Here is a 15,145-nt window from a genome sequence, read left to right as displayed (position 1 = left end):
CCCTTCTCTGGCATCAGGTGGCTGATTGCTCTGTGCGCGGCACGGGCGCCGGCCGGGCTGGAGCGGGGCGGAGACAGGAGCGCAGGCCCGGTCGGGGGCCGGGCCGCGCGCGGTGAGCGGAGCGAGCCGCCTTGAACCCGTGAAGAAGGTTGTTACTCAGGTGGTGGCTGGGATCCGCCACAGTGGGGCCGCGTACTGCTCCGGTCGGCTGTCAATGAGCAGTCGGCGCAGGTCATCGCGCTGGGTGCCGTTGAGGTTCAGGGCTTCCGTGAGGTGGCGGAACGTCGTGTGAGTGACTCCGCGGCTTCGGGCCTCTGCCTCGAACCGAGCAAGTGCGGGTAGCAGCGACTCGGCGTCGAGCCTCGTAGGCGACTGCTCCTTGAGCCACAGGGCCTTGTTGCGCTCGTAGTCGATTTCCGAGAAGCCGCAGATCTCTCGGCTCAGCGCTTCCACCTCGTCCAGGGTGGCCGTCGCCATGATCGCGCAGGCCAACTCGTTGCGGCTCAGTGCCTCGTCCAGGTCGACCGCGTGGACGGTCGGGCTCTCGTCGGTGAGAGGGATGGGAAGTCCCGCGTCCCGTACCTCACATGTGCCGCGTACACCTCGGGCTGTCGCCGCGAGCATCCCGGTTGCCTCGGAGGGGTGCCACTCCAGGACCGAGCTGATCGGCTCGGCGTCCTTCGCGGTGAAGGTGTGGACGAGTGGGCCGAGTGTTCCGCGTAGGTCGTCGAGGGGAAGTTCGCCGTCGAGGCCGTGGCCTGCGATCAACAGCCTGATCGGAGCGTTCACTTGGCCGCACGCTGCCAGTGTGAGGGCGTCCGCGAGCGGGCTCTTCAGGGTGGGCTCGTCTCCGCGTGCAAGCGCGTCCCCGCCTACGTCGAGGAGATCGATCGACTCGGGCTCCAAGTGGTCGATCAGCTCTTCGAGTTGGCGTGTGACTCCCTCGGCGCCCTGTCTCGGATCGATCAGCGCGAACGTGTGCGGGAGCTCTGCGGCGAGTCGGGGGAGTGTGGAACCTGCCGGAGCGATTGGGCGCGCTTCCGCCGGCACCTGCCACACGGCCGGGGTGATCGGTTCGAGGCCGGTGAAGTCGTCCGGCCCTCGGGGGCCCGGTACCGGGTCGATCAGCAAGCGGTCCCACGCGTAGGTGAGGATCACCGCCTGGTCGTCGCCGTCGCCGTACAGGGCGGCGTCAAGCATTGCGGCGGCGACTGCGTCGCCCCCTCCTCCTGCTGCGACGATCAACCGCGTCATGGGCTCAAGGGTACGGGGTCCGGCGTTGACCACTCACCCTATAGTGGCTAGAGGCCATAGCCACTTGGCGGCTGGGCTGCACTGGACGAGGAGGGCACATGCCGCAGATCGAGGAGGCTCAGCCGAAGTATCTCCAGATCGCGCACTTCATCCGCGATCAGATTCTTCGGGGTGACCTGCGGCCGGGGGACGAGGTTCCGTCGGAGCGGCAACTGGCGGCGAACTGGAAGGTGTCCAGGCCGACGGCCGCGCGGTCGCTGGAGGCGCTGAGCCATCAGGGGCTCGTCGAGAAGCGGCAGGGGTCCGGCACGTACGTGCGGAGTCTCGAAGTGAACCGGCGTGCCCGGGAGTTGTACGGACGGGCGCGGCAGACGGGCAAGATCTACACGCCCGGTGAGTACGCGGTCATCACGTCGGCCGGCTGGCTGGACGCACCCGATCACGTCGCCGAGGCGCTGGGCTTGGTCAAGGATCGTCGGGCCGTTCACCGCAGGCGGGTGACCAACAACCAGGACGGGCCGATCACGCTGTCCACTTCGTGGTTCGCGCCGGACGTCGGGCAGCGGGCGCCCAAGCTCCTGGAACCGGAGCGGATTCAAGAGGGAACCTTGATGTACGTGGAGAACATGACTGGTCGGCAGGGGAGTTACGCCGAAGACCGCATGTGTGCTCGGCAGGCGACCGGCGAGGAGGAGGCCGACCTTCAACTTGCTCCCGGATCCGCTGTCTTGATCGTGCATCACGTTGTGTTCGACCTTCAGGACCGGCCGTTGGAGTTCGCCGAGGCCACCTACCCGCCGCACCGCTGGGCGTTCGAGCAGGGGTACCCCCTCACCTGACGGTCCGTCATTTCGGCGAACCGCTTGCACGCGGCGAGTGGCTAATGCCACTATCCACTAAGTGGCTAAGGCCACTTCATCGGAAGGGGGCACGGTGTGACGAGTCGGCGGCCGGATCAGGGCACGCGCTTACCTTGCCGGGGTTGCCGCGGGCGCGGCTGGAAGCGCGTCGGTTCGCGTACGACCCTGGCGCTTGCCGCCACCGCCGACCGCACCCGTGCCACGTCGAAGCGGCGCTGCCTCGACTGTGACGGCAGCGGCAAGGAGTGAGCACCGGATGGCCTACACGTTCGACCGCTACCCCGACCAGGGCTCACCGCGACTTGGAGCGATGAACCTGCATCCCACCGCGGAGTCCGTACCCCGGGCTCGACGCTGGTTCCGGAAGTTCATTGCCCCGTACAACCCGGCCTGCTCGGTCGACGACTGTGCGCTGATGATCTCGGAACTGGTCACCAACGCCATCCGCTACGGGCGCGCGGATGACCCCTGGACGGTCCGGGTGGAGTGGTTCCGCGAGGGGACCTCGCTCCGGGTCGAGGTACACAACCCGGGCTTCCCGGCGAACGTGCGCCTCCGGCACCCCGACGCCGACGACGCGCACGGGCGCGGACTGCTCCTGGTCGACTCCATCGCCGAGTCGTGGCACTCCGGGCCCAGTCGCTTCGGAGGAACGGTGGTCTCCTTCGTGGTCGCCGATGCCTGGCCGTCATAGAGGGAATACGCTCCGCTGGTACTGCGTCGGCGGATTCGTCGCTAGTCTGGTTGACCGGTTGACTTGGCCAATCTCGACAGGCGGCGGCATTCATGGCGTATGAAGTGGAGGCACCGAAGTACGTGCGCCTCGCTCAGACCATTCAGAGTCGCATCGAGGACGGCACGTACGCGCCCGGTACCCGCGTGCCCAGTGAGAACCAACTGGTGCAGGCCTTCGGGATGTCCCGCCCGACCGTCGTCCGGGCGCTGGAGCTGCTGAAGCGGGATGGCTGGCTGGAGTCCCGGCAGGGATACGGCACGATCGTGCGCGGTCGTCCGGCGGTCGTCGAGCACAAGGACCGCCGGGGGAGCGAAGCTCTCGCGCGTGACGAGTCCCAGGCCCCGGGGCGGCTGGTGGAGGTTGTTCACGTCCCCGTTCCGACGCGTGTCGCCTCCGTGCTCGGGCTGCCGAAGCGGGCCAAGGTGCTGATGCGCCGGTTCCTGGCCGAGGAGGACGGTGAGCCGGTCGAGCTGGTCTCGTCGTACTTCCCCGCCGGTCTGGTCGAGGGCACCGAGCTGGAGAGTTCCGCCCCCCTGGGCGGCGGCACCCGGGTGCACCTGGAGGCGCGGAAGAGAGTCCGCTTCGATCACGTGACGGAATGGGTCTCGGCTCGACTGCCCGAGCGGAGCGAAGCCGAACTGCTGGACCTCCCGGACGGCGTTCCCGTCCTCAGTGTCCTCGTCGTCGCGTACGACGCCTCGGGTCAAGCGCTGCAAGTCTCTGACGTGCTTCTTCCTGCTGATCGGCAGGAGCTCGAAGACACCTACCGCCTGAACTGAGCCTGATTCGGGGCCAGTTCCCCCCGCTTCGCGCTTGACAAGTCAACTTGGCATCCGTAGCTTCGGACTTGCTAAGTCAACCTGTCAGGTGGCAGGTTGATCGACTCAGAAGGAGAAACCCCTGTGCGTGTGATTCGCATCGACGCCTCGAACGCCACGATCCTGCTCACCGAAGCGCCGGCGCCGAAGGTGCGCGACCGGCAGACCGGCGAGATCGCCAAGGACACTGTGAGCGGTGAGGCACTGATGACCGTCGGTGTCGTCTACATCGACGAGGGCGAGTCGTCGCTGATTCAGGTCACCATCCCCGAGAGCGGCGTGACGGACGGCTTGGCCGTCGGTGCTCCGGTCGCGCTGCCGGGGCTCATCGCCCGGCCCTGGGAGAGCGTGTTCAACGGGCAGCAGCGGCACGGCATCGCCTACCGCGCCACGGCCGTCATGCCCGGCGCGTTCCAGATGGCCCAGGCGGGCTGATCGACGTGACCGACCTGGTGACGTTGGCCGAGCTGGGCGGACCACTCGCCGTGATAGGCGGCGCGGCCTACGCCCGGCACGCCCACCCGGCGGCGTACTGGTCCACGGTCGGGCTGCCGTTCTCGGTGGCCCGGCTGCTGGCCTCGTACTCCTCGACCATGGACGCCTGCGGGCTGACCGTCGAGCCGTCCCGTTGGCGGGCCCTGGCCGTCCGTGCCACCACTCGGCGGGAGGTCCGGCCGGTTCCCCCGCGCCGCGGAGTGATCCGGCCCAACTCGACCGGACTCCGGGTACGGCTGAGGCTTGCCCCTGGACAGGAACCGGCGGACGTGGCCGCCTCGGCCGAACGGCTGCGGCACGCCTGGGGCGTTCACGCCGTGTACGTGCGGGACGTCAAGCCCGGTGTCGTCGAACTCCGGCTCGTCGGCTACGACGTCTTACGCAAGGTGCGGATGCCTCGCCGCGTCGACACCGGGCTCCTGCGGGTGCCGGTGGCCCTGCGCGAGGACGCGACCGCGTTCGTACGCGACTACCGCGCCGTACCTCATGGACTCGTCCTCGGCGCCACGCTGTCCGGCAAGTCCATGTACCTCCGACACCTCATCGCGGGCCTCGCTGCGCAACCCGTCGCCTTGGTAGGCGTCGACTGCAAGCGTGGCGTCGAACTGGCGCCCTTCGCTTCGAGGCTCTCCGCGCTGGCGACGGACCCGGAAGAAGCGGCCGAGCTGCTGCCCGCCCTGGTCAAGGAAATGGAGGATCGATACGACCTGATCAAAGCCCGACAGGGCATCGCGCCCGGCACCCCGGACGAGGAGATCACCTCTGACGTCTGGGGACTGCCCGAGAGCGAACGCCCCGCGCCCGTCGTCCTCTTCGTCGACGAGGTTGCCGAACTCTTCCTCGTCGCCACCCGCAAGGACGAGGAACGGCGCGACGAGATGGTCACCCAACTCATCCGCCTCGCCCAGCTCGGCCGCGCGGCCGGCATCTACCTCGAAGTCTGCGGGCAGCGCTTCGGCGCCGAACTGGGCAAGGGCGCGACCATGCTCCGGGCCCAGTTGACCGGCCGCGTCTGCCACCGCGTCAACGACGAAGCCTCCGCCAAGATGGCCCTCGGCGACATCGCACCCGAAGCGGTCTACGCGGCCTGCTCCATCGCTCCCGAACTGCCCGGCCTGGCCGTCGTCGGTGACACCTCCGGTGGCTGGTCCCGCATCCGCACGCCGTATCTGTCCCTCGCCGATGCCGCGACCGCCTGCCGTGAGTCGGCGCACCTCGCCCCGGACGTACCGGCGCTCGCTCCCTTCCGCCCCTACGTCCCGCCCGTGCCCGTCAAGGCCTCCGGAACGTCGACCGCTCCCCACCCGGTCACCGAGTAACCGCACCCGATCCATCGCCCCGGCGCGGCCAGCCCGTGCCACGTCCCTACCCCCGCCATGCCCGGAACCGGAAGGAGCGGCCCGTGCGTTCCCTGCCCGCCCGCCTCGACGCCGTACTCGTCCAAGCCCTGATCGCCGCCGCGCTGTCCTTCGCCCACCTTCACGACCTGGCCTCCGCCGCCGGGCAGGACGGCTGGAAGGCGTGGGCCTACCCCGTCTCCGTCGACCTGCTGTTGGTGGCGGCCTGGCGGCGGCTGCGGTCCGGTGGGTCGAAAGCGGCCGGGTGGTGCTGGTTCCTCGTTGCGCTGACCGCGTCGCTCGGCGCCAACGTCGCCACGGCCGGGCTGCTCGACCTGGACGCGGTACCGGCCTGGCTGCGCATCCTCGTCGCCGGATGGCCCGCGGTCGCCTTCCTCGGCGGCACGCTCCTCGCGCATGGTCCGGCAGAAGCGCACGAAGCGGCCCCGGCCCCGAAGCCCGAACCGCCCGCCGTAGAAGCGGTGTCCGAACCGGCTCCTTCGTCTGTCATCCCTGTCCCGCCCGCCCTCGTCACCCACGCCCGCAAGGTCGCCGACGAACACCGCGCCCGGACCGGAACCCCCATCGACACCTCAACCCTGCGCGCCCGGCTCGGCGTCCCGCTGCCGCTCGCCGAAGCCATCGCAGCCCAACTCACCTGAACCCAGGAGAACTTCCACCCATGCGTCCGTCCACACTCCGCGCTCTCAACCGCGCCGCCGAGCTGACCCGTCAGAACCAGCTCACCGAAGCAATGCTCATCGCCGAACCCGTGATCCTCACCGCCGACCCCGTCGAGGGCGAGGAGATCCGGCGGTGGCTGCTCGACCACGTCGCCGACTTCACCGGCGAGAACCACGCCGACCCGAAGGAGCTGCCCTGATGCCCGCTAACTCCCGCTTCCGCCGCGTCGTCCGCATCGGCCCCGTCCAGGTCGGCACGTACTACGACGGCCGGGGCCGCGAGAAGCACACCGCCGCCTGTACCGCCCCGCGCTGCGGCTTCTCCACGGACTACGACAGCCGCGCCGCCGCCGAACTGGCCGCCCGCACCCACCGTTGCCGCGTCCGCTGAGGAGAACCCCGTGACCGTCTCGCTCCCGCTCGTCTTCGTCCTGGGCGTCATCGCCTGGGCCGCGATCAAGTTCCTTGGCGTCCGCCTCTGGGTCGCCGTCGTGATCGCCCTGTTCGGCTTCTGGCTCTCGCACACCTTCCTCGCTCCCGCCATCGAGTCCGGCACCCGCTCCGGGGTCGGCGTCGTCAACGGCACCGACAAGTGACAAGGAGGTACGCCGTGTTGTTCCGCCCGCAGCTCCCCGACACCCCGCACTCGCCCCCGGCCATCACCACGCGGCACCAGATGGAGGCTCCGGTGCCGTCCACCGGCCGCCCGCTCACTCCCTACGTGGGAGCGGTCGCCGCCGTGGTCGTCGTCGGCGTCGTCCTCACCGCGCTCCTGGCGGCCGTCGCCGTCACGGCTGTGTCCGTGGCCATCGCCGCCGTGGTCCTGCGCTCCCTCGTCACAGGCGCCAACAGGCGCTGACCGGCCCCGGGGCGGCAAACGCCGCCAAGCATCCCGCCGCCCCGGGGCCGTCCCTCCCAACCGCCGAAACAGCCGAAAGGATTTCCCCATCATCACCCGGCAGACTCCGCCCCCGCTGGCGGAACTCTCCATGCTGGCCTCCCTGGGCACCATGCCCGAGCTGGCCCGACAACTCTCCGGCCTGGGCGGCTGCACCCACCCCGTCCGCCTCGACGGCCACCGCACGGAGTACGCCGTCAACATGGCGACCGGCGAGATCGGCAGTGTCCTGCGCCACCTGGACTCCGTCGCGCTCCCCGCCGGTCAGCTCCTGGTCCGCTGCAACAACCGACGCGCGACCCGCTGTGCCGCGTGCGCCGAGACATACCGCCGTGACACCTACCACCTGATCACCGCCGGACTGCGCGGCGGCAAAGGCACCCCGGAGGAGGTCTCGACCCACCCGCGCGTCTTCGCCACCTTCACCGCCCCCGGTTTCGGCCCGGTCCACAACCGCCGCACCGACGGCCGCCCGTGCCGCTGCGGCACCCACCACGACCAGGAGGACGCCGTACTCGGCACCCCGCTGAACCCCGACACCTACAACTACGAAGCGGCCGTTCTCTGGAACGCGCACGCGGGCGCCCTCTGGCGACGCTTCTCGATCTACCTCCGCCGGGAGGTCGCCAAGCGCGCCGGCCTCACCCAACGCGACTTCCGCGCGCACGCCCGCGTCTCCTTCGCCAAGGTCGCCGAATACCAGAAGCGCGGAGCCGTCCACTTCCACGCGGTCATCCGCCTCGACGGCCCGGAAGGCGGCGACACCTCGCCCCCGGCCTGGGCCACGGCCGAGCTGCTGACCGACGCCATCCGCGCCGCCGCGACCGCCGCACGCATCGACGGCCCGCAGATCGACGGCCGGGCCCACACCTTCGCCTTCGGGCGTCAGCTCGACGTCCGCCCGATCCGTTCCGCCCACTTCGACGGCGGCCAGGAACTGACCGAGCGAGCTGTAGCGGCGTACATCGCCAAGTACGCCACCAAGGGCGCCGAGACGGCCACGGGCACCCTGGACCGGCCGATCCGCTTCCTTGCTGAGTTGTCCCACGCCCGGATCAGCGACCACGCCCGACGCATGATCCGGACCGCCTGGACCCTCGGCGCACGCAAGGAGCTGGAACACCTACGCCTGCGCGCATGGGCTCACATGCTCGGCTTCCGCGGCCACTTCTCCACCAAGTCCCGCCGCTACTCCACCACCCTCGGCGCCCTGCGCACCGCCCGCGCCGACTGGCGCCGCGCCCAGACGGCTCCGCCTGCCACGCATGACGGCGAAACCACGCTCGTCCTCGCCCACTGGGTGTTCGCCGGTACGGGCCTCAGCGCTGCCGAGACCTGGCTTGCCGCAACCCTCGAACCCGCCCCCGGAACGGAAGGGGAACCGACCGCATGACGACCGACCGCTACCTGTCCGTCGACCAGGTCGCCGAGCTGCTCGGCACGACCGCCCGCTTCCCCCGGCGACTGATCGAGGAACGACGCATCCGGTACGTGAAGGTCGGCCGGCATGTGCGCATCCCCGAAAGCGCGGTCGCCGAGTTCATCCAGTCCCGCACGGTCGAGCCGCTGAGGCGCCCCCGTACCCGCTTCGGGAGGGCTGCCTGATGGCCAACAGCAAGGGCAGGCGGCGCCGCTTCGGCGCGATCAGACGGCTTCCGTCCGGCCGCTACCAGGCGCGCTATCCAGGGCCTGACGGCGTCATGCGCCCGGCGCCGGAAACCTTCGCCACGACAGCGGACGCCGACGACTGGCTTGCCGAGAAGCAGACCGAGATCCGACGCGGAGACTGGCGCGACCCTGAGGCGGGGTCGGTCAACTTCAAGGTCTACGCGGAGAAGTGGGTGGAGGAACGAGAGCTGTCGGTACTGAGCGAGGACCTGTACCACTACCTCCTGGACGACCACATCCTTCCCACCTTCGGCGAATCGGACCTCGACGAGATCACTGCGCCCCTGGTCCGCGAGTGGCGTGCCGAACGCCTTCGCACGACCAAGGCGAAGACCACGACCGCCAAGGCGTACCGCCTCCTGAAAAGCATCATGGAGACGGCCGTGGACGACGACCTGATCAAGCGCAACCCGTGCCGGATCAAGGGTGCCGGGAAGGAGAAGGCGGCCGAACGTCGCATCGCCACCGTCGCCCAGGTCGACGCCCTCGCCGACCAGCTCGGCCCGCGCTGGCGCCTCATGGTCTACCTCGGCGCCTACGGTCCACTTCGCCCCGAGGAGCTGGCCGGACTCCGCCGCAGGGATGTCGACGTCGAGGCACTGAAGATCACGGTTCGCATTGCTGAGCCGGAGCGGACGAACGGTCGCCGCGCCCCTGGCGACACCAAGTCCGAAGCCGGTACTCGGACCGTCTACCTTCCCGAGTTCCTGCGTCCGGAGCTCCGCATTCATATGGAGCTGTTCGCGGGCAAGGGCCCCGACGGGCTGGTCTTCCTCGGAGAGAAGGGCGCCGCCTTCCGCCGCAGCACCTTCGGCCGGAAGTGGCGCAAGGCCCGTACCGTCGTCGGCGTTCCTGAGGGCTTCCGGTTCTACGACCTTCGTCACACGGGACACACACTGTCGACGCGTTCGGGTGCCACCCTCAAGGACACGATGGTCCGCGCCGGCCAGTCCTCCGAGAAGGCCGCGCTGATCTACCAGCACTCCGACGACGACCGACAGCAGGAAGTTGCTGCCGGCCTCGACGCGACGGTGCGCAAGGCACGCCAGGAAGCTGCTGCCGTGCCAGAAGACGGCACCGGTGATCCAGACGATCAGCCTTCTGGCACGAATCTGGCACGCGGCGACTGATCACAGCAGACAGCAAAAAGGCCCGGGTCGATGACCTGGGCCTTAGTCGTGGAGCGGGTGACGAGAATCGAACTCGCGCTCTCAGCTTGGGAAGCTGATGTTCTACCATTAAACTACACCCGCGTAAGACGCCGACCGCGTCGGCGTCGGAATGCTCGCCCACTGTACCTCATCGCTGGCCCCCGGTGCTCGAACCGTGGGGCCTGTGGCTTGCTCCGGGGGAGGGATGCGGCTGCGGGGGAACGGAGTTGGGGCGTACGGTGGTGGGGTGCGCGGGTCCGGAGTGCCGCCTGGAGGGGCATCCCTTTCGTCCCGTAATGTGGCCTTCCTCGTCAGGGCATCAGCCAGACGCGGCTCTTTGGGGAAGGGACTTCAGGACTTGATGGAGCGCACCGTCGTCCGTTGTGCCGATGGGCACGTGTTCACCACCGCTTCGCTCCCGATGCAGCAGGCCGAGCGCCTCGGCCCGGGGCGGCTCGTCCGCTGTCCGCGATGTGCGCGGTTGCGCATTGTCGTGCCGGTGAGCCTCGAGAAGCAGTAGCGGTATCCGATCAGCAGTGGGCGCGCGGAGTCGTCACGATTGTCGTGGCTCCGCGCGCCTTGCGTATCCTCGGGGCGTGCTTCTCTCAGACAAGGACATCCGGGCCGAGATCGACGCCGGGCGGGTGCGGATCGATCCCTATGACGAATCCATGGTGCAGCCGTCGAGCGTCGATGTGCGGCTGGACCGGTACTTCCGGGTGTTCGAGAATCACCGGTACCCCCACATCGACCCCTCCATCGAGCAGGCCGATCTGACGCGGCTCGTGGAGCCGGAGGGGGACGAGCCGTTCATTCTCCATCCCGGGGAGTTCGTGCTCGCCTCGACGTTCGAGGTGATCACGCTGCCTGATGATCTTGCCTCCCGGTTGGAGGGGAAGAGCTCGCTCGGGCGGCTCGGGCTCGTGACGCACTCCACCGCCGGTTTCATCGATCCGGGGTTCTCCGGGCATGTGACGCTGGAGCTGTCCAACCTCGCGACGCTGCCCATCAAGTTGTGGCCGGGCATGAAGATCGGGCAGCTGTGCCTGTTCCGGCTCAGCTCGCCGGCCGAGTTCCCGTACGGGAGTGAGCGGTACGGGTCGCGGTACCAGGGGCAGCGGGGACCCACTGCCTCGCGGTCCTTCATCAATTTCCATCGGACGCAGGTGTGAGCCCGGCATGAGCGACGTGGACGTACGAGAGAACCTCAGCTACGAGCAGTTCGGGGTTGCCGTGCGCGAGCTTGCGCAGGCCGTCGCCGATGACGGGTACGAGCCCGACGTAGTGCTGTCGATCGCGCGGGGTGGTGTGTTCGTCGCCGGCGGGCTCGCCTACGCCCTCGACTGCAAGAACATTCATCTCGTGAACGTCGAGTTCTACACGGGGGTGGGGACCACGCTCGAGATGCCCGTCATGCTCGCGCCCGTCCCCAACGTCGTCGACTTCTCCGACAAGAAGGTCCTCATCGCCGACGACGTCGCCGACACCGGCAAGACGCTCAAGCTGGTGCGGGACTTCTGTCTCGACGCGGTCGCCGAGGTGCGGTCCGCCGTCATCTATGAGAAGTCCCACTCGCTGGTGCAGTGCGAGTACGTGTGGAAGCGGACCGACGAGTGGATCAACTTCCCGTGGAGTGTGTTGCCTCCGGTGCGTAGGTCGGGGGAGCCGATCACTCCGTCGAAGGAAGCTCTCTGACCTGTGAAGGTCTTCGGTAAGTGCCTCCTGACGTAAATCCTGAGGCCCTCGAGTGACCGTCGAGGGCCTCAGACGTGGCGCACTGTCGGACTGCTGTGATCAATGCAGCGATCCCAACAACTAGGTCCACTCCCCGGTCGTCTCTGCCCGCAGTTTCGCCGCACGCTCACGCGGGTCGTACCCGGGACCGACGCTCTCCACCAACACGACGTCCCCTTCGATGTGGTCGGTCCGCAGCCGCAGGATCTCTTGGTACGCGGGGGACGCGTACCAGGCGCGGGCCTCGGCCAGGCCCGGAAACTCGATCAGCACCATGCTGCCCTGCCAGTTCCCCTCCACCACCTCGGTCGGCGGGCCGTGGATCAGGAAGCGCCCGTGAAATGGGTCGAGGGTGTCCTGGATGCGTTCCAGGTATTCAAGGACATCGGGGTGGTGGCGGCGGTCACGCAGGTGCGCAAAACCATATGCGGGCACGTCCGGCTCCTTCGTTCGCTGGGGTGCGACGACTTGAACGTAGCCACGCGCGCCGCACGCCGCGATTACCTCCGAGGTAAGCAGTCCCATGACGGGGCCCCCGGCTGCGCGCCGGGGGCCCGTCATGTCGTGCCGGTCCTCAGAACGTGCCCAGCTTCACGATCGACAGCAAGGCGATCAGCTGGATCGCCGATGCGCTCAGGGCCTTCGGCCACGGCAGGTCGTGGGAGCGGCTGACCATGAGGGTGAGGAGGGCGCCGCCGGCGACCCAGGTGGCCCAGCCCAGGATCTGGACGAAGGGGGCGTCGCCGCCCAGGAACATCGCGACGACCAGGCGGGGGGCGTCCGAGAGGGACATGATGAGCATGGAGAGGCCGACCGTCGGCTGCCAGGCGCCGTCGCCGCCGAGCTGGCGGGCCAGGGTGTGCGTGACCACGCCCAGGACGAAGGCGCTGAGCACCATCGCCACGGCCGTCGTCAGGACGATCGGTATCGCGTTGGAGAGGGTGGCGTTGATCGCGTCCTCGCGGGCGCCGTCGAAGCCGAAGACCGCGAGCAGGCCGTAGAGGAAGCTCACGACGAGGGCGGGGACCCACATCGTGTAGTCGCGCATCCGGAGGAAGGTCTGGTTGGGGGCGAGGACGATGCCCCTCAGCAGGTCCTTCCAGTGCAGACGCGGGCCGATCGGGGCCGACGGCGCGGTCGAGCCCGCGTGGTAGGTCTCCCCCTGGCTGTAAGGCTCCTCGCCGACGGAGAACGCCTGGGTGTGGCCGGGGTTGTTGGCGGCGTACGGGTCCGGGGCGCCGTGCCGGTGGCCGTCGTCGCCGAAGTACTCCGGTTCGTCGCCGCCCTGGGGGCCGTAGCCGCCGTTCGACTGCGGCCACTGGCCGCCGCCGTAGCTCTGCTGCCCGGGGTGCGGGTGCCGCTGCGGCGCCGCCGGGGGATAGCCGTACGACGGTCCCTGCGGCGCCTGCTGTCCGTACGGGGGGTGTTGCGGTCGCGTGTGCGGGGCGCGGTTGTCCCGGCCGCCGCGTCCGATCCTGAATCCAGCCACGTCATCGAACGTACCTGGTCCCGGAGGTCCGCGTGCCGGGCCCGGGGTTGCGGGCCCGGCTTTGCGGCCGAGCTGTGACATCCCTTACGGGGAGCACCGCGGGATACCGGGGCCTGCCCCTAAGGGGCGTCCCTCAGGGGCAGTTGGCCGGTCACTGCAGAATGCCCTGGCCCAGTCGCGGGTAGCCGGCCGCCGGCACGCCCACCGACGCCGGCCCCCAGCTCGTGGCGCCCTTCGTCGTCACGCCCGACGACGATCCGCGCAGGCTCCATACGCCGCCGTCCGCGTCGTTCTCGCCGTCGGCGCCGGCGAACAGGTCCGCGCGGCCGTCGCCGTTGACGTCGGTGAGGCGGACCGTCCAGCCGAAGCGGTCGGCGGTCTCTGCGGTGCCGGGGACGCCGGCGGTGTTCTGGGTGATGGACTGGGCGCCGGTCGTGGTCAGGCCGCCCGGCGCGCCCCGCAGCACGGTGACGCTGCCGGCAAGCTTCGCGGTGCCGATGGTCTCGAAGTTGGCGGAGACCGCCAGGTCGGCGTAGCCGTCGCCGTTGATGTCGTCGACGGAGAGCCAGTGCCCGAACCAGTCGTCCGGCTCGTCGGCGCCCGGCACTCCCGGGGTGTCCTGGGTGATGGTCTGCGCCGGCTGGGTGGCCACGCCGCTGCTGCCGCCGAGGTACACGCTGACCGAGCCGCCGTCGCCTTCACGGACGGAACCGGGAGGCGCGCCGGTGACCACGTCTTCGTAGCCGTCGCCGTTGAGGTCGCCCACGACGGCGGCCGTCTGCCAGCTGTCGCTGGCCAGCACGGTCTGGCGGGTGAGGCCGGACGCGGAGCCGAGGTAGATGTGGGTGGCGTCGTAGTAGGTGTACGGCTCCTCGCGCAGGTATGTGCCGGTGAGGACGAGGTCGTCGGTGCCGTCGCCGTTGACGTCACCGGAGGTGAGGGCCTCGGCGCCGTGCACGATGCCCGGGTAGAGGTCGGCGGTGAGCTTGTCGCGGGAGGCGGGGGCGACGTTCTTGCCGATGCCCCGGTGGATCCAGATGCCCTTGCCGTCGCTGCCGACGGCGAGCTCGGGCCGGCCGTCCCCGTCGAAGTCGCCGACGGCGAGGGACATGCCGTAGGAGTCGTGGGAGGAGCGGGCCGGGTCGGCGATCGACTGGCCGCCGGACAGGCCGCTGCGGCCGCCCCAGACGACCACGACCGCGCCGCCGTCCTTGTCGCCGTCGACGTCCTCGTCCTCGGTGCCGATCACGAGGTCGGCGTAGCCGTCGTTGTTGAGGTCGCCGGAGGTGAGCCGCATGCCGAAGTTGTCGTCCGTCTCGGCCGATCCGGGGATGCCCGCGGTGTTCTGCGAGATCACCGTGCGGCGGGTGGTGCTGAGGCCGGAGGACGAGCCGTACTGGACGACGACGGCGCCGGCGCGCGTCACGGCGCCGACGGTGGCGTAGGGAGCGGCGGTCACCAGGTCGCGGTAGCCGTCGCCGTTGAAGTCGTCGGCGTGCCGGGCGGGCGCGGCGGCGGCCGGGCCAGCGGGCAGGGCGGTGAGCAGGCCGGTGGTGAGGGTGGCGGCCAGGAGGAGGGTGCGCTTGCGCAAGGTAGGGCTCCGTAGGACTGGGGGGAGGGCCGGGCCTCGGTCGCCAAGGCCCGGCCGCTGGGTCGTACGGTGGTTCAGTCGGCGAAGTTCGCGCCGAAGTACGGCGTGCCGGTCGTCGAGACGCCCGACGTGCTCGGGGAGACGGTGCGGGAACCGGACGTGGTGATCTTCGTGCCGGTGGACGGCAGGTAGGTCACCGCGCCGTTGCCGGCGTTCTCGGCGGAGCTGACGACGAGGTCGGCGCGGCCGTCGCCGGTGACGTCGTCGAGCTTGACGTCCTGGCCGAAGTAGTCGTCGTTCTCGTCGCTGCCGGGGACACCGGCGGTGCTCTGGGCGAAGGACTGGGCGCCGGAGCCGGTGTTCAGGCCGGTGGCGCTGCCGTAGAGGACGGTCACCGTACCGGTGTTCACGGCGCTGCCGATGTTCTCGCC

19 protein-coding genes, 1 tRNA gene and 1 pseudogene are annotated in these 15,145 nt (G+C 69.6%); 15 read left to right on the top strand and 6 right to left on the bottom strand.

The window, feature by feature from the left end:
- Window positions 1-156 precede the first annotated feature (156 nt).
- On the bottom strand, window positions 157-1,254 hold the full coding sequence (locus tag ACTWQJ_RS01395) for a DUF1152 domain-containing protein (protein WP_443304764.1): 1,098 nt from the start codon (window positions 1,252-1,254) through the stop codon (window positions 157-159).
- Between the two features lie 98 nt (window positions 1,255-1,352).
- Here ACTWQJ_RS01395 and ACTWQJ_RS01390 point away from each other — a divergent pair, with 98 nt between their 5' ends.
- The 13 genes from ACTWQJ_RS01390 to ACTWQJ_RS01330 all read left to right on the top strand — a co-directional run bounded on the left by ACTWQJ_RS01390 (window position 1,353) and on the right by ACTWQJ_RS01330 (window position 9,879).
- On the top strand, window positions 1,353-2,093 hold the full coding sequence (locus tag ACTWQJ_RS01390) for a GntR family transcriptional regulator (RefSeq protein ID WP_443304763.1): 741 nt from the start codon (window positions 1,353-1,355) through the stop codon (window positions 2,091-2,093).
- A 277-nt stretch (window positions 2,094-2,370) separates the two neighbouring features.
- Window positions 2,371-2,808 (top strand): ATP-binding protein, encoded by a 438-nt coding sequence (locus ACTWQJ_RS01385; protein ID WP_443304762.1) that lies wholly within the window; start codon window positions 2,371-2,373, stop codon window positions 2,806-2,808.
- A gap of 92 nt (window positions 2,809-2,900) precedes the next feature.
- Window positions 2,901-3,629 (top strand): GntR family transcriptional regulator, encoded by a 729-nt coding sequence (locus ACTWQJ_RS01380; RefSeq protein WP_443304761.1) that lies wholly within the window; start codon window positions 2,901-2,903, stop codon window positions 3,627-3,629.
- A 123-nt stretch (window positions 3,630-3,752) separates the two neighbouring features.
- A complete protein-coding gene (locus tag ACTWQJ_RS01375) occupies window positions 3,753-4,103 on the top strand; it encodes an SCO3933 family regulatory protein (protein WP_443304760.1) in 351 nt (116 codons plus the stop codon).
- Window positions 4,104-4,108: 5 nt separating this feature from the next.
- A complete protein-coding gene (locus ACTWQJ_RS01370; RefSeq protein WP_443304759.1) occupies window positions 4,109-5,482 on the top strand; it encodes an FtsK/SpoIIIE domain-containing protein in 1,374 nt (457 codons plus the stop codon).
- Between the two features lie 83 nt (window positions 5,483-5,565).
- Window positions 5,566-6,162: a DUF2637 domain-containing protein gene (locus tag ACTWQJ_RS01365; RefSeq protein WP_443304757.1), complete on the top strand. Its 597-nt coding sequence runs from the start codon at window positions 5,566-5,568 to the stop codon at window positions 6,160-6,162.
- Between the two features lie 20 nt (window positions 6,163-6,182).
- Window positions 6,183-6,383: a hypothetical protein gene (locus tag ACTWQJ_RS01360; protein WP_443304756.1), complete on the top strand. Its 201-nt coding sequence runs from the start codon at window positions 6,183-6,185 to the stop codon at window positions 6,381-6,383.
- The gene (locus ACTWQJ_RS01355) at window positions 6,383-6,574 is read left to right on the top strand and encodes a mobile element transfer protein (protein WP_443304755.1); all 192 of its coding nucleotides are present in this window, start codon (window positions 6,383-6,385) and stop codon (window positions 6,572-6,574) included. The genes ACTWQJ_RS01360 and ACTWQJ_RS01355 overlap by 1 nt, the downstream gene beginning before the upstream one ends.
- 10 nt (window positions 6,575-6,584) lie before the next feature.
- Window positions 6,585-6,779 carry a hypothetical protein gene (locus tag ACTWQJ_RS01350; protein ID WP_079309351.1) on the top strand — a complete coding sequence of 65 codons (195 nt, stop codon included), beginning with the start codon at window positions 6,585-6,587 and terminating at the stop codon, window positions 6,777-6,779.
- Window positions 6,780-6,796: 17 nt separating this feature from the next.
- Complete coding sequence (locus ACTWQJ_RS01345; protein WP_443304806.1) at window positions 6,797-7,042, top strand: SpdD protein; 246 nt, start codon at window positions 6,797-6,799, stop codon at window positions 7,040-7,042.
- A 130-nt stretch (window positions 7,043-7,172) separates the two neighbouring features.
- Window positions 7,173-8,474 (top strand): replication initiator, encoded by a 1,302-nt coding sequence (locus ACTWQJ_RS01340; protein WP_443304753.1) that lies wholly within the window; start codon window positions 7,173-7,175, stop codon window positions 8,472-8,474.
- The gene (locus ACTWQJ_RS01335) at window positions 8,471-8,686 is read left to right on the top strand and encodes an excisionase family DNA-binding protein (protein WP_443304752.1); all 216 of its coding nucleotides are present in this window, start codon (window positions 8,471-8,473) and stop codon (window positions 8,684-8,686) included. The genes ACTWQJ_RS01340 and ACTWQJ_RS01335 overlap by 4 nt, the downstream gene beginning before the upstream one ends.
- Window positions 8,686-9,879: a tyrosine-type recombinase/integrase gene (locus ACTWQJ_RS01330; RefSeq protein ID WP_443304751.1), complete on the top strand. Its 1,194-nt coding sequence runs from the start codon at window positions 8,686-8,688 to the stop codon at window positions 9,877-9,879. Before ACTWQJ_RS01335 ends, ACTWQJ_RS01330 begins: the two co-directional genes overlap by 1 nt.
- Before the next feature lie 49 nt (window positions 9,880-9,928).
- On the opposite strand, the gene ACTWQJ_RS01325 is transcribed toward ACTWQJ_RS01330, so the two are convergent.
- Window positions 9,929-10,002 (bottom strand) — tRNA-Gly (locus ACTWQJ_RS01325).
- Window positions 10,003-10,496: 494 nt separating this feature from the next.
- Here ACTWQJ_RS01325 and dcd point away from each other — a divergent pair.
- Together dcd and ACTWQJ_RS01315 are read left to right on the top strand one after the other, a co-directional pair.
- Window positions 10,497-11,072: a dCTP deaminase gene (gene dcd / locus ACTWQJ_RS01320; RefSeq protein WP_224739795.1), complete on the top strand. Its 576-nt coding sequence runs from the start codon at window positions 10,497-10,499 to the stop codon at window positions 11,070-11,072.
- 7 nt (window positions 11,073-11,079) lie between these two features.
- Window positions 11,080-11,595: a phosphoribosyltransferase gene (locus tag ACTWQJ_RS01315; RefSeq protein ID WP_443304750.1), complete on the top strand. Its 516-nt coding sequence runs from the start codon at window positions 11,080-11,082 to the stop codon at window positions 11,593-11,595.
- 120 nt (window positions 11,596-11,715) lie between these two features.
- Here the strand turns inward: ACTWQJ_RS01315 and ACTWQJ_RS01310 are convergent, their stop codons facing one another.
- The 4 genes and pseudogenes from ACTWQJ_RS01310 to ACTWQJ_RS01295 all read right to left on the bottom strand — a co-directional run.
- A complete protein-coding gene (locus ACTWQJ_RS01310) occupies window positions 11,716-12,069 on the bottom strand; it encodes a DUF1330 domain-containing protein (protein WP_443304749.1) in 354 nt (117 codons plus the stop codon).
- Between the two features lie 139 nt (window positions 12,070-12,208).
- Entirely contained in the window at window positions 12,209-13,204 is a 996-nt protein-coding gene (locus ACTWQJ_RS01305; RefSeq protein ID WP_443304748.1) for a YIP1 family protein, read from the bottom strand.
- A gap of 70 nt (window positions 13,205-13,274) precedes the next feature.
- The gene (locus ACTWQJ_RS01300; RefSeq protein ID WP_443304746.1) at window positions 13,275-14,714 is read right to left on the bottom strand and encodes an FG-GAP-like repeat-containing protein; all 1,440 of its coding nucleotides are present in this window, start codon (window positions 14,712-14,714) and stop codon (window positions 13,275-13,277) included.
- A gap of 74 nt (window positions 14,715-14,788) precedes the next feature.
- Window positions 14,789-15,145: pseudogene (locus tag ACTWQJ_RS01295) on the bottom strand (hypothetical protein); the annotation flags it as partial.

This window comes from Streptomyces sp. KR55 (genome assembly GCF_052245645.1).
GTDB lineage: Bacteria > Actinomycetota > Actinomycetes > Streptomycetales > Streptomycetaceae > Streptomyces > Streptomyces flavusporus.
This window is presented reverse-complemented; position numbering and strand designations above follow the sequence as displayed.

Bases quoted from the DNA above. Each gene is read 5' to 3' on its own strand.
- ACTWQJ_RS01395 (WP_443304764.1), bottom strand. From the start codon at position 1,254: ATGACGCGGTTGATCGTCGCAGCAGGAGGAGGGGGCGACGCAGTCGCC.
- ACTWQJ_RS01390 (WP_443304763.1), top strand. From the start codon at position 1,353: ATGCCGCAGATCGAGGAGGCTCAGCCGAAGTATCTCCAGATCGCGCAC.
- ACTWQJ_RS01385 (WP_443304762.1), top strand. From the start codon at position 2,371: ATGGCCTACACGTTCGACCGCTACCCCGACCAGGGCTCACCGCGACTT.
- ACTWQJ_RS01380 (WP_443304761.1), top strand. From the start codon at position 2,901: ATGGCGTATGAAGTGGAGGCACCGAAGTACGTGCGCCTCGCTCAGACC.
- ACTWQJ_RS01360 (WP_443304756.1), top strand. From the start codon at position 6,183: ATGCGTCCGTCCACACTCCGCGCTCTCAACCGCGCCGCCGAGCTGACC.
- ACTWQJ_RS01355 (WP_443304755.1), top strand. From the start codon at position 6,383: ATGCCCGCTAACTCCCGCTTCCGCCGCGTCGTCCGCATCGGCCCCGTC.
- ACTWQJ_RS01340 (WP_443304753.1), top strand. From the start codon at position 7,173: ATGCTGGCCTCCCTGGGCACCATGCCCGAGCTGGCCCGACAACTCTCC.
- ACTWQJ_RS01335 (WP_443304752.1), top strand. From the start codon at position 8,471: ATGACGACCGACCGCTACCTGTCCGTCGACCAGGTCGCCGAGCTGCTC.
- ACTWQJ_RS01330 (WP_443304751.1), top strand. From the start codon at position 8,686: ATGGCCAACAGCAAGGGCAGGCGGCGCCGCTTCGGCGCGATCAGACGG.
- ACTWQJ_RS01315 (WP_443304750.1), top strand. From the start codon at position 11,080: ATGAGCGACGTGGACGTACGAGAGAACCTCAGCTACGAGCAGTTCGGG.
- ACTWQJ_RS01305 (WP_443304748.1), bottom strand. From the start codon at position 13,204: ATGTCACAGCTCGGCCGCAAAGCCGGGCCCGCAACCCCGGGCCCGGCA.